At 62.8% G+C, this 13122-nt stretch carries 12 protein-coding genes and 1 riboswitch; of the genes, 11 read left to right on the plus strand and 1 reads right to left on the minus strand.

Annotated features, from left to right (window positions below):
• From CIC12_RS01285 to metF, 5 genes are all read left to right on the plus strand, one after another.
• Window positions 1-565, plus strand: a 565-nt coding sequence (locus CIC12_RS01285; protein ID WP_168661424.1) for an LrgB family protein, incomplete at its 5' end; no start/stop codon positions are given.
• Between the two features lie 114 nt (window positions 566-679).
• Window positions 680-1444, plus strand: a complete 765-nt coding sequence (locus CIC12_RS01290; RefSeq protein ID WP_168661426.1) for a glycosyltransferase family 2 protein — start codon at window positions 680-682, stop codon at window positions 1442-1444.
• Between the two features lie 111 nt (window positions 1445-1555).
• Window positions 1556-1691, plus strand: a riboswitch (S-adenosyl-L-homocysteine riboswitch).
• Between the two features lie 33 nt (window positions 1692-1724).
• Entirely contained in the window at window positions 1725-3146 is a 1422-nt protein-coding gene (gene ahcY / locus CIC12_RS01295; protein ID WP_168661428.1) for an adenosylhomocysteinase, read from the plus strand.
• Window positions 3147-3273: 127 nt separating this feature from the next.
• Window positions 3274-3627: a phage holin family protein gene (locus CIC12_RS01300; protein ID WP_121315967.1), complete on the plus strand. Its 354-nt coding sequence runs from the start codon at window positions 3274-3276 to the stop codon at window positions 3625-3627.
• Window positions 3628-3638: 11 nt separating this feature from the next.
• The gene (gene metF, locus CIC12_RS01305) at window positions 3639-4469 is read left to right on the plus strand and encodes a methylenetetrahydrofolate reductase [NAD(P)H] (RefSeq protein ID WP_168661430.1); all 831 of its coding nucleotides are present in this window, start codon (window positions 3639-3641) and stop codon (window positions 4467-4469) included.
• A 56-nt stretch (window positions 4470-4525) separates the two neighbouring features.
• On the opposite strand, the gene CIC12_RS01310 is transcribed toward metF, so the two are convergent.
• A complete protein-coding gene (locus CIC12_RS01310) occupies window positions 4526-5158 on the minus strand; it encodes a class I SAM-dependent methyltransferase (protein WP_168661432.1) in 633 nt (210 codons plus the stop codon).
• Between the two features lie 174 nt (window positions 5159-5332).
• Here CIC12_RS01310 and CIC12_RS01315 point away from each other — a divergent pair, with 174 nt between their 5' ends.
• The 6 genes from CIC12_RS01315 (at window position 5333) to CIC12_RS01340 (ending at window position 12989) form a co-directional block, all read left to right on the plus strand.
• A complete protein-coding gene (locus tag CIC12_RS01315; protein WP_168661434.1) occupies window positions 5333-6976 on the plus strand; it encodes an ABC transporter substrate-binding protein in 1644 nt (547 codons plus the stop codon).
• A gap of 194 nt (window positions 6977-7170) precedes the next feature.
• Complete coding sequence (locus CIC12_RS01320; RefSeq protein ID WP_168661436.1) at window positions 7171-8799, plus strand: ABC transporter substrate-binding protein; 1629 nt, start codon at window positions 7171-7173, stop codon at window positions 8797-8799.
• Between the two features lie 150 nt (window positions 8800-8949).
• A complete protein-coding gene (locus CIC12_RS01325) occupies window positions 8950-9960 on the plus strand; it encodes an ABC transporter permease subunit (RefSeq protein ID WP_168661438.1) in 1011 nt (336 codons plus the stop codon).
• A gap of 89 nt (window positions 9961-10049) precedes the next feature.
• On the plus strand, window positions 10050-10967 hold the full coding sequence (locus CIC12_RS01330) for an ABC transporter permease subunit (protein WP_168661440.1): 918 nt from the start codon (window positions 10050-10052) through the stop codon (window positions 10965-10967).
• Between the two features lies 1 nt (window position 10968).
• Window positions 10969-11973, plus strand: a complete 1005-nt coding sequence (locus CIC12_RS01335; RefSeq protein ID WP_168661442.1) for an ABC transporter ATP-binding protein — start codon at window positions 10969-10971, stop codon at window positions 11971-11973.
• Window positions 11970-12989: a peptide ABC transporter ATP-binding protein gene (locus CIC12_RS01340; RefSeq protein WP_168661444.1), complete on the plus strand. Its 1020-nt coding sequence runs from the start codon at window positions 11970-11972 to the stop codon at window positions 12987-12989. Before CIC12_RS01335 ends, CIC12_RS01340 begins: the two co-directional genes overlap by 4 nt.
• Window positions 12990-13122: the final 133 nt, after the last annotated feature.

Here is a 13122-nt window from a genome sequence, read left to right on the forward strand (position 1 = left end):
GCTCGCGGCGATTGTCGTGCTCGCGCACATTCCGTATCCCGTCTACTTCCAGGACACGCGCTGGCTGATGTGGCTGCTCGGGCCCGCGACCGTCGCCTTCGCGGTGCCCATCTACGAATACCGTGAACTGCTGAAGCGGCACTGGATTTCGCTGACGGTCGGCGTGACGGTGGGGATCGTCGTGGCCGTTGGCGGCTCGTTGATGCTCGCGAAGCTGCTGCACCTGTCGCCGGAGTTGCAACGCAGCCTGATGACCCGCTCGGTGTCGACACCATTCGCGCTCGCCGTCTCCGACCGGATCCACGCACCGCGGGATCTCACCGCGCTCTTCGTGATCGCCACGGGTGTCTGCGGGATGCTTTTCGGCGAACTCGTGCTGGGTCTCGTGCCGCTGCGCACCCGGCTCGCGCGCGGCGCGCTGTTCGGTGCGGCGGCACACGGCGTGGGCACAGCGAAAGCGCGCGAGCTCGGTAGCGAAGAGGGCGTGGTCGCCAGTCTGACCATGATGATCGCCGGCGTGGTGATGGTGCTGCTCGCCCCGATGCTGGGGCTGCTGCCGATCTAAGGCAGCCGGCCGCCGATCAGGTCGTCGGGACGCCGCGTTTTCAAGATGGACGCCGCGAGAAGGGGGCTAACATCGACGGCTTTCCATCGTCGACCCACCCGCCCGCTTCAACTCATGACGCCCGTCTCGATCCTCATTCCCTGCTACAACGGCGCGGCCACGCTTGCGCGCGCATTGCAAAGCTGTCTGATCCAACCCGAAGCCGCGCAAATCGTCGTGGTGGACGACGGTTCAACCGATGCGTCCGCGGAGATCGTCGCCCATTACGGCCGCCTCGATCCGCGTGTGGGTCTGTTGCGCATGCCGTACAACGGCGGCGCGGCGCGGGCGCGTAACTGGGGCGCGCTGCACGCCTCGCACGATCTGCTCGCCTTCCTCGACGCCGACGACGAATATCTGCCCGGCGCACTGCGCGCCGCAAGCGCGTTCCTCATGCAGAATCCGACGGAAGTCTCGGTGCGGCTCGACGTGGAGTACACCGACTTTCCCGTCGAACTCACCGCGCATCCCGACTTCGCGGTACACGCGCAGACGCTCAGCAATACGGTGCCGAGCAGCCTGATCATTCGCCGTGCAGTGTATGCGGCGCTCGGCGGCTTTCCGATGGACGATGCGTTTCGGCGCCTGGGCGGCGAAGACGGCGCGTTGTCGTGGGCGCTGCGCGAGATTTTCGGCAACCCGCGTCTCGATGACGTGAAGCGCGTGCGCATGCATTACCACCCAGGCATCCACGCCGAGCGCTACTTCCGCGTTGCGCTGGGGCTGCAGGTCCCAGCCGCTGCAGATATCGCCGATGCGTTCCGCTTCTCCCGGCAGTTCCTCGACACCGCTCGCGCGGGCGTCGGGCGACTGCGCGCGGCGCGGGTGATCGAAGGCTGACGCCTGCCTGGCGGGGCCCGCCGCCACGCTCCGCACCCCGTCCCGCTGCTCCGCGATCGACGCCGCGCCCGCGCGCCCCGAAGCCATCTCGATTTGCTACAATCGCCGTTCGTCTTCGAGGAGCGTTGCGACGGGTACCGCGAATCAGATATTCGCCGGCCGCCCGCCAGGCTCGAAGGCTTCAATCGGAGGTTTCGGATGCGCATCGCGCAGTCCTACCCACCGCATCGAACCGCGCTCACGTCAAATTTCTAGTCAATTTCTTAGAAAGGAGGGCGTGATGAACGCCGCAGTTATCGATTCGCAAGCTTCCCAGGATTTCATCGTTGCCGACATGTCGCTTGCCGACTGGGGTCGCAAGGAACTCACCATTGCCGAGACGGAAATGCCCGGTCTCATGCAAACGCGTGAAGAGTACAAGGCGCAGCAGCCGCTGAAGGGTGCGCGCGTCGCAGGTTCGCTGCACATGACGATCCAGACCGGCGTGCTGATCGAGACGCTCACCGCGCTCGGCGCCGACGTCCGCTGGGCATCGTGCAACATCTTCTCGACCCAGGATCACGCCGCTGCGGCCATCGCGCAAGCCGGCACGCCGGTGTTCGCGTTCAAGGGCGAATCGCTCGACGAATACTGGGAGTTCTCGCACCGCATCTTCGAATGGCCGAATGGCGAATTCGCCAACATGATCCTCGACGACGGCGGTGACGCAACGTTGCTGCTGATCCTCGGCTCGAAGGCGGAGAAAGACCGTTCGGTCATCTCGAAGCCGACCAACGAAGAAGAAGTCGCGCTGTACAAGTCGATCGCGAAGCACCTCGACGCGGACCCGACCTGGTACTCGACGCGTCTGTCGCACATCCAGGGCGTGACGGAAGAAACCACGACCGGCGTGCACCGTCTGTATCAGATGGAGAAGGAAGGCCGCCTGCCGTTCCCGGCGATCAACGTCAACGACTCGGTCACCAAGTCTAAGTTCGACAATTTGTACGGCTGCCGCGAGTCGCTGGTCGACGGCATCAAGCGCGCGACCGACGTGATGATCGCGGGCAAGATCGCGGTCGTCGCAGGTTACGGCGACGTGGGCAAGGGCTGCGCGCAATCGCTGCGCGGTCTCGGCGCCACGGTTTGGGTTACCGAAATCGATCCGATCTGCGCGCTGCAAGCCGCGATGGAAGGCTACCGCGTCGTGACGATGGAATACGCGGCGGATAAAGCCGACATCTTCGTGACGGCCACCGGCAACTACCACGTGATCGGCCACGACCACATGAAGGCGATGCGCCACAACGCGATCGTCTGCAACATCGGTCACTTCGATTCGGAAATCGACGTTGCGTCGACCCGTCAGTACCAGTGGGACAACATCAAGCCGCAAGTCGACCACATCATTTTCCCGGACGGCAAGCGCGTGATCCTGCTGGCTGAAGGCCGCCTCGTGAATCTGGGTTGTGCGACGGGCCATCCGTCGTTCGTGATGTCGAACTCGTTCACGAACCAGACGCTCGCGCAGATCGAACTGTTCACGCAGGGCGAGAAGTACGAGAACAAGGTGTACGTGCTGCCGAAGCATCTGGACGAGAAGGTCGCCCGTCTGCATCTGGCGCGCATCGGCGCGACCCTGACCGTGCTGTCCGACGATCAGGCCGGCTACATCGGCGTCGACAAGAACGGTCCGTTCAAGCCGAACCACTACCGTTATTAAGCACGCGGGCGGTTTTCGCATGACGGTTTGAAGACAGGGCGGCGCGTCATGCGCCGCTTTGTTCGCCATGCCCGCCTTTTCCCGTGCTTTTTCCGCGAATGGACATCCTGCCGACAAGGAGCTCTACATGACCGTGCTGTTGACCTGGCTGATCAACGCGCTGGCGCTGCTGATCATCACCTATCTCGTTCCGTCGATCCATATCCGCAGCTTCGGCACCGCCTTGCTGGTCGCGGTGGTGCTCGGATTGATCAACACGATCCTGCGCCCGGTGCTGATCCTCCTGACGCTGCCCGTCACGATCCTCACGCTCGGACTCTTCATTCTGGTGGTCAATGCGCTGTGCTTCTGGCTGTGCGCGTCACTGCTGAAGGGCTTCGAAGTGTCGGGATTCTGGTCGGCGTTCTTCGGCTCGATTCTGTACAGCATCGTTTCGTGGCTGCTGTCCGCGCTCATTTTCGGCAACCGCAGTTTAGGTTGACTTACTGAATCATGAACCCGATCGAACTTTCATTCGAATTCTTCCCGCCGAAAACGCAGGAAGGCGTCGACAAGCTGCGCGCCACGCGCGCACAACTCGCGTCGCTCAAGCCCAAATTCGTGTCCGTCACGTTCGGCGCCGGCGGCTCGACGCAACAGGGCACGCTCGATACCGTCGTCGACATGGCGAAGGAAGGGCTCGAGGCGGCGCCGCATTTGTCGTGCATCGGCTCGTCGAAAGAGAGCCTGCGCGCGATCCTCAACGAATACCGCGCGCATGGCATTCGCCACATCGTCGCGCTGCGCGGCGATCTGCCGTCCGGCATGGGCGAAGTCGGCGAACTGCGCTACGCGTCGGAACTGGTGAGCTTCATCCGCGCCGAGTTCGGCGACTGGTTCTGGATCGAGGTGGCCGGCTATCCGGAATACCATCCGCAGTCGCGCTCGCCGCGTCACGATCTGGAGAACTTCGCGAACAAGGTGAAGGCGGGTGCCAATTCGGCGATCACGCAGTACTTCTTCAACGCCGACGCGTATTTCCGTTTCGTCGACGACGCGCGCAAGCTCGGCGTCGATGTGCCGATCGTGCCGGGCATCATGCCAATCACGAACTTCTCGCAGCTGATGCGCTTCTCCGACATGTGCGGCGCCGAAGTGCCGCGCTGGGTCGCGCGCCGGCTGGAAAGCTTCGGCGACGACCGCGAGTCGATTCGCGCGTTCGGGCTCGATGTGGTGACGGGCCTCTGCCAACGGCTGATCGACGCGAAGGTGCCGGGGCTGCACTTCTATACGCTGAACGGTGGCGCGGCGACCAAGGCGATCTGCGAACGGCTCGGCGCCTGATCGAGCCATCAAGCAGCAGGTCAGAAAAATCCGCGCGGCTGCAACGGCCGCGCGGACTAATCCGATACCTTCCGCACGTAGAGCTGATACAACGGGGCGGACAGCACTTCCAGCTTGCGGAAGTTCAGATTGACGAATGCGTCGATCGCGGGCTTCGGGCAACGCAGCGGGTCTTTTCCTGACGGCAACTGCTCCGACCACAGGTAGTCGTCGAACACGATGATGCCGCCCACCCTCAACAGCCTGAAGCCGAGCACGGCATCGGCCAGCACGTCGGCCGCCTGGTGCGACCCGTCGACGTACACGAAGTCGAAGTAACCCTTTCTGCCCGCGGCCATCAAACGCGCGAGGCATTCGTCCGAGTACCCCTTGTGTACCGTGAACTGCGCGCGGCCCGGATATTTGCCGGCCGCGAGCGTCACATTGTGATGAAAGCGCGCCTCGACCGCCCTCATGTCGGCCGGCGCGACGCCGCCGGCCTGGTGTTCGATGCCGCCTTCCCAGCTGTCGATGCAATGCAGCTCGATGGGCTGGCGAGGCGCCAGCGTGTCGATCAGATAGCAGGCGCTCGCGCCTTCGTACGAACCGATTTCGAGAATCCGCGCGGGCGCATGGTGCGTCATCAGTTGATCCCACACGCCTTTGGCCAGCGTGTCGAACCAGTTGTTGGTGAATTGGTACGAGGTCATGATGCCAATTAAAGGATCGCCTAAATCATCCATTATCACGCGCTGGTTATTTCAAAAAGATCGCCGCGCTCACACAGCTGCGCCGCGCGCGACGTGGTAACTCCCTGTTGAAGCTCATTTTTGTGCTGTCTATGATCGAAGCGCAGCCGACCCGGCTGCTGTGCGGAGGACGATATGACAGTGTTACAGAGGCTGTTTGCGTTTCACCGGTTCTGCCTGCCCGCTCTTACCGCTTTCGCGGTCGCCGCGAGCGGCATGACGCCCGTCGCGTCGGACGCGGCCACGCTGCCCGACAAGACCCTCGTGTTCTGCTCCGAAGGCAGTCCGGCGGGCTTCGACACGGCGCAATACACGACGAGCGTCGAATTTACCGCCGGTTCGTACACCGTCTACAACCGGCTGATCGAGTTCGCGCACGGCAGCACCGATATCGAACCGGGCCTCGCCGAAAAATGGGAGGTGTCGCCGGACGGCCTGACCTATACGTTCCATCTGCGCCACGGCGTGAAATTCCAGACGACGTCGTTCTTCAAGCCGACGCGCGAATTCAACGCCGACGACGTCGTCTTCACCTATGAGCGAATGCTTGATCCCGAGCAGCCATTCCGCAAGGCGTACGCGGTGCCGTTTCCGTATTTCACCGATCTCGGCCTGGCCAAAAACATCACGAAGATCGAGAAGGTCGATCCCTACACGGTGCGCTTCACGTTGAAGGAAGTCGACGCGCCGTTCCTGCAGCAAATCGCGATGCCGTTCGCGTCGATCCTGTCGGCCGAATATGCGGATCAATTATTGAAGGCCGGCAAGGCGTCCGATATCAATCAATATCCCGTCGGCACCGGCCCATTCATTTTCCGCAGCTATACGAAGGACGACACGATTCGCTTCGACGGCAATCCCGATTACTGGAAGCCGGGCGTGGTCAAACTCGGCAAACTGATATTCGCGATTACCGTCGATCCCGCGGTGCGTCTGCAAAAGTTGAAACGCGGCGAATGCCAGGTGATGGCGTATCCGCGCCCCGCCGATATTCCGGCGGTCAAAGCCGACGCATCGCTTGCGATGCCGAACGAGGTGGGTTTCAACCTCGGCTATATCGCGTACAACACCACGAAAAAGCCGCTCGACAACGTGCTGGTGCGCCGCGCGCTCGATATGGCGATTCACAAGAAAGCGATTATCGAATCGGTCTACCAGGGCGCCGGCCAGCCGGCAACCAACCCCATGCCGCCGACGCAATGGGGTTACGACAAAAACCTGAAAGACGCGGCATACGACGTCGAAAAGGCGAAAGCGCTGCTGAAACAGGCGGGTTATCCGGACGGCTTCGACCTGACGCTGTGGGCAATGCCGGTGCAACGCCCGTATAACCCGAACGCACGGCTGATGGCGGAAATGCTGCAGGCCGATTGGGCGAAGATCGGCGTGAAGGTGAAGATCGGCACCTATGAATGGGGCGAGTACATTCGCCGCGGCCATCAGGGCGAGCATGAAGCGATGCTGATCGGCTGGACTGGCGATTATGGCGATCCGGATAACTGGCTCGCGGTGTTGCTGGGTTGCGACGCGGTGAATGGCAGTAACTTTGCCAAATGGTGCTACAAACCTTACGACGATCTGATCAAAAAAGGCCGCGGCACCACCGATATGGCGGAGCGCACTAAAGCCTATATGCAGGCTCAGGAAATCTTCAAAGACCAGGTGCCATTTACGCCGATCGCCCATTCCACGGTGTATCAGCCGATCAGCAAGAACGTGGTCGGTTTCAAGATCGACCCGTTCGGCCCGACGCAATTCATGAACGTCGGCCTCAAATAAGCGCGGCAGCCGTCTTTTGCTGCGTTTACCCGCTGAAGCCGCACGCTCCGGCGCTCGCCGGCGTGCGGCTGTCTCTATGCACGAAGTGTTTCCGATCGTCAACGGGGGGGAATTTCCTCCGCTTGTTGCCGCGAGCCAAGCTCAAGTAATATCGCGCTACGCTGGCGGGAGCCGGCCCCGAACCTGGAGGAAACATGAAGCAAAACAATCTGTTGCGCGCCGCGCGTGTTACGACGCTCGTCGCAGCTGCAGCGGCATCGCTGGTGGGCGCGAACAACGCGCGCGCCGAGATTCCGAACAAAACGCTCGTCTACTGCTCAGAAGGCAGCCCCGCGGGTTTCGATCCCGCTCAATACACGACGGGTGTCGACTTCACGGCCAACACGTTCACCGTTTATAACCGTCTCGTCGAATTCGAACGCGGCGGCACCAAGGTCGAGCCGGGTCTCGCGGAAAAGTGGGATGTGTCGGCCGACGGCAAGGTTTATACGTTCCATCTGCGTCACGGCGTCAAGTTCCAGACCACCCCGTTCTTCAAGCCGACGCGCGAATTCAACGCCGACGACGTCGTGTTCTCGTTCCAGCGCATGCTGGACCCGAACCAGCCGTTCCGTAAGGCTTATCCGGTGCAGTTCCCCTACTTCACTGACATGGGTCTCGACAAGCTGATCACCAGCGTCGAAAAGGTCGACCCGTACACGGTCAAGTTCACGCTGAAGGAAGTCAACGCGCCGTTCATTCAGAATCTGGCGATGGAATACGCGTCGATCCTGTCGGCCGAATATGCGGACAAGCTGTTGAAGGCCGGCAAGGCGGCCGACATCAACCAGTTCCCGGTCGGCACGGGCCCGTTCATCTTCCGCAGCTACACGAAGGACGCGACGATCCGCTTCGACGGCAATCCTGAATACTGGAAGCCGAACGCGGTGAAGATCGCGAAGCTGATCTTCTCGATCACGCCGGACGCCGGCGTGCGCGTGCAGAAGATCAAGCGCGACGAATGCCAGGTGATGAGCTATCCGCGCCCGGCCGACATCGCGCCGCTGAAGGCCGAGCCGAACATCGACATGCCGTCGCAGCCGGGCTTCAACCTCGGCTACCTCGCGTACAACGTGACGCACAAGCCGGTCGACAAGGTCGAAGTGCGTCAGGCGCTCGACATGGCGATCAACAAGAAGGCGATCATCGAATCGGTGTACCAGGGCGCGGGTCAGCTGGCCACGAATCCGATGCCGCCGACCCAATGGTCGTTCTATAAGGATCTGAAGGCCGCGCCTTACGATCCGACCCAGGCCAAGGCGTTGCTCGCGAAGGCCGGTTATCCGAACGGCTTCGACCTCACGCTGTGGGCGATGCCCGTGCAGCGCGCGTACAACCCGAACGCCCGACTGATGGCGGAAATGATTCAGGCCGACTGGGCCAAGATCGGCGTGAAGGCGAAGATCGTCACGTACGAATGGGGTGAGTACATCAAGCGCGCACATGCGGGCGAAGATGACACGATGCTGATCGGCTGGACCGGCGACAACGGCGATCCGGACAACTGGCTCGGCACGCTGCTCGGCTGCGAAGCGGTGAACGGCAACAACTTCTCGAAGTGGTGCTACAAGCCGTTCGACGATCTGATCCAGAAGGGCCGCGTGACGTCCGACGTGGCCGCACGTACCAAGGCATACGTCGAGGCACAGCGGATCTTCGCGCAGCAACTGCCGTTCTCGCCGATTGCTCACTCGACGGTCTACCAGCCGGTCAGCAAGAAGGTGGTCGACATGCGCATCGAACCGCTCGGCTACGCGCGCTTCGATGGCGTGAGTGTCAAGTAAGCCAGGGCATCAGCCTGCAAGCAAGCCGTAAATTTCGCGCAGTACGCTTTTCGCACGGTTAGAAAACTGGTCGAAATGGTCCGGCGACCGGGGTCACAAGCCCTCGTCGCCGGTTGCGTTTTTTCTTCATCAAGACCATAGGGACGAACCATGTTCCGCTTTGTTTTGCGCCGCATCGGCATGGTGATACCGACGTTCATCGGCATCACGATCCTCGCGTTCGCGCTGATTCACCTGATACCGGGAGACCCCATCGAAGTGATGATGGGCGAGCGCGGCGTCGATCCCGCCATGCACGCCGCAGCGATGCACCGCCTCGGGCTCGACGAACCCCTGCCGATGCAGTACGTCCATTACATTGGCCGCGCGCTACGCGGTGATCTCGGCACCTCGATCATCACCAACACGAGCGTGATGGGCGAATTCCTCGCACGCTTTCCCGCCACCGTCGAACTGTCGATCTGCGCGATGCTGTTCGCGCTGATCGTCGGCCTCCCGGCGGGCGTATTCGCCGCGCTCAGGCGCGGCACGGTGGTCGATCACGGCGTGATGGGCACCGCGCTCACCGGCTACTCGATGCCGATCTTCTGGTGGGGCTTGATCCTCATCATGGTGTTCTCGGTGAAGCTCGGCTGGACGCCGGTGTCGGGCCGTATCGCAGTCGAATACGACATTCCGCACGTGACCGGCTTCATGCTGATCGACGCGATGATGTCCACCGACGAAGGCGCGTTCAAGTCCGCGCTGAGCCATCTGATCCTGCCTGCCATCGTGCTCGGCACGATTCCTCTGGCCGTGGTCGCACGCATGACGCGTTCGTCGATGCTCGAAGTGCTGCGCGAGGACTACATCCGCACCGCGCGCGCGAAGGGCTTGTCGCCTGGGCGCGTGATCGTCGTCCATGCGTTGCGCAATGCGCTGATTCCCGTCGTGACGGTGATCGGCCTGCAGGTCGGCACGCTGCTCGCGGGCGCGGTGCTGACCGAGACGCTGTTCTCGTGGCCGGGCATCGGCAAATGGCTGATCGACGCGATCGGCCGGCGCGACTATCCAGTCGTGCAGGGCGGTATCCTGATGATCGCCACACTGGTGATCGTCGTGAACCTCGTCGTCGATCTGTTGTACGGCGTGCTCAACCCACGCATCCGCCATACGAGGTGAAATATGAATCCGCACGCTCACTCACGTTCGCTGCCCCCCGCGGGGGCACATGCCTCCCTTGAGGCGGCTCTGCGGGAGGCATGACGACCATGGCAGACATACAAAATACCGTCCCCCAGGCAGTCACTCCCCCAAGCGGCCGCGCCATCGCCGCCCGTGAATTCTGGGCGAATTTCTCGCGCAATCGTGGCGCGGTCGGCGCGGGCATCATCGTGCTGGTGCTGATCTTCGTCGCGATCTTCGCGCCGTTGATCGCGCCGCACAGCCCGATCGAGCAATACCGCGACTTCGTGAAGATTCCGCCCGCGTGGCTCGACGGCGGCAACTGGAAGTTCATTCTCGGCACCGACGAAGCGGGCCGCGACATCCTCTCGCGTCTGATGTACGGCGCGCGGCTGTCGTTCTGGATCGGCTTCGTGTCGGTGGTGCTCGCGCTGATTCCGGGCATCGTGCTCGGCCTGATCGCGGCGTTCTTCGAGAAGTGGGCCGACACGCCGATCATGCGCATCATGGACGTGCTGCTCGCGTTGCCGTCGCTGCTGCTCGCGGTCGCGGTGGTCGCGATCATCGGCCCCGGTCTCGTCAACACGATGCTCGCGATCGCGATCGTCGCGCTGCCGGGCTATGTGCGTTTGACGCGCGCATCGGCGCAGGGCGAGTTGCAGAAGGAGTACGTGACGGCTTCGCGCGTGGCGGGCGCCGGCACCTTGCGGCTGATGTTCTCGCAAGTGCTGCCGAACTGCACCGCGCCGCTGATCGTGCAAGCCACGCTCGGTTTTTCGTCAGCGATTCTCGATGCTGCCGCGCTCGGCTTTCTCGGCCTGGGCGTGCAGCCGCCGTCGGCGGAGTGGGGTGCGATGCTGGCCTCGGCGCGCGACTACATCGACAGCGCCTGGTGGATCGTCACCATGCCGGGTTTGTCCATCCTGATCTCGGTGCTCGCGATCAATCTGCTCGGCGACGGGCTGCGCGACGCACTCGACCCCAAACTGAAACGGATGGCATGACATGGCTAATTTATTGACCATCCGCAATCTGGCGGTAAATTTCAACGGTCTGCCCGCGGTCGACCGAATCAACCTCGATGTCGCGCCAGGCGAAGTGGTCGGCGTGGTCGGCGAATCGGGCTCGGGCAAGAGTGTGACGATGATGGCGCTGATGGGCCTGATCGACGCGCCCGGCAAAGTCACCGCCGACGAGATCACCTTCAACGGCAGAAGCCTGCTGAATGCATCGGCGAAGGAGCGCCGCAAGATCATCGGCAAGGACATCGCGATGGTGTTCCAGGATGCGCTCACGAGTCTGAATCCGAGCTACACGGTCGGCTATCAGATCAAGGAAGTGCTGAAGCTGCACGAAGGCCTGCGCGGCAGCGCGCTCGACAAACGCGCGCTCGAACTGCTCGACCAGGTCGGCATTCCCGATCCGAAAGGCCGCATCGGTTCGTTTCCGCATCAGATGTCGGGCGGCATGAACCAGCGCGTGATGATCGCGATGGCGATTGCCTGCAACCCGAAGCTGCTGATCGCCGACGAGCCGACCACCGCGCTCGACGTGACGATCCAGGCGCAAATCATGGAACTGCTGATCAAGCTGCAGAAGGAGCGCGGCATGGCGCTCGTGCTGATCTCGCACGACCTCGCGGTGGTGTCCGAGGTCGCGCAGCGCGTCGCGGTCATGTACGCTGGCGAAGTGATCGAAACGAACAGGGTGCCGGACATCTTCGCGGCGCCCCATCATCCGTACACGGAAGCGCTGCTCGCGGCGATTCCCGAGCACAACGTGGGCGCGGTGCGGCTCGCGGCGCTGCCGGGCATGGTGCCGGGGCGCGACGACCGGCCCAAAGGGTGCCTGTTCGCGCCGCGCTGCAAGTACGTGGTCGACGATTGCATGAAGGCGCGGCCCGCGCTTGCGCCGATGCAAGGTCACGCCGAAGTGGCGCGCGTGCGCTGCATCAAACCCCTGAACCTGAGCGGCGACGCCAACGTTCACACCCGTGGAGGCGCACGATGAACGCAGTACCCGAAACGCGGCGCCAGTCCAAATCTACGGGCGATCACGTGCTGGTCGCCGACCAGCTCGCGCGGTACTACACGGTCAAGCGCGGCATGTTCACGTCGGGCACGGTGAAGGCGCTCAACGGCGTGTCGTTCGCGCTCGAGCGCGGCAGGACGCTCGCGGTGGTCGGCGAATCCGGCTGCGGCAAGTCCACGCTCGCGCGTCAACTGACGATGATCGAAGCGCCCACGGCTGGGCGTCTCCTCATCGACGGCGAGGACGTGGCGGGCGCCGATCATGCGAAGATCGCCGCGCTGCGGCGGCGCGTGCAGATGGTGTTCCAGAACCCGTTCGCGTCGCTCAATCCGCGCAAGACCGTCGAGCAGACGCTCGGCGAGCCGCTCGCGATCAACACGCAACTGAACGCCACTGAGCGCGCCGAACGGATCGCGCAGATGATGCGCACCGTCGGCCTGCGTCCGGAGCATGCGAAGCGTTATCCGCATATGTTCTCCGGCGGCCAGCGGCAGCGCGTGGCGATTGCGCGCGCGATGATTCTCGATCCACAGATCGTGGTCGCCGACGAGCCGGTGTCGGCGCTCGACGTGTCGATCCAGGCGCAGATCCTGAACCTGTTCATGGACCTGCAGGAACAGTTCAAGACCAGCTACGTGTTCATCTCGCACAATTTGTCCGTGGTCGAGCATATCGCCGACGATGTGATGGTGATGTACTTCGGCGGCGTGGCCGAACTCGGCGACAAGAAGCGGATTTTCTCGAAGCCGCGCCATCCGTACACGCGCGCGTTGATGTCGGCGACGCCTTCGATTTTCGAGGCGGATCGCAGCATCAAGATCAAGCTGCAAGGTGAAATGCCGTCGCCATTGAATCCGCCTTCGGGTTGCACGTTCCATCAGCGCTGCCCGTATGTGATCGACCGCTGCCGCAGTGAGGAACCGAAGCTGCGCGAAGTGGATGGCCGTCAGGTGTCGTGTCACCGCGCCGAGGAGGTGGGGGACGTGGATGCCTGATGCGGTAGCGGCGCGTCGTCTTGCGCGCCGCTTGCGTGATGGCGGCTGCGGTGCTGCTTTCGCGCGGCGCTGGCGAGCGCGTGCACTGAACGGTGCCGCGCTCGTCGGCGTGTGTTGTGCTCTTTGTCTCGGC

This window comes from Paraburkholderia sp. SG-MS1 (assembly GCF_012275575.1).
Taxonomy (GTDB): domain Bacteria; phylum Pseudomonadota; class Gammaproteobacteria; order Burkholderiales; family Burkholderiaceae; genus Paraburkholderia.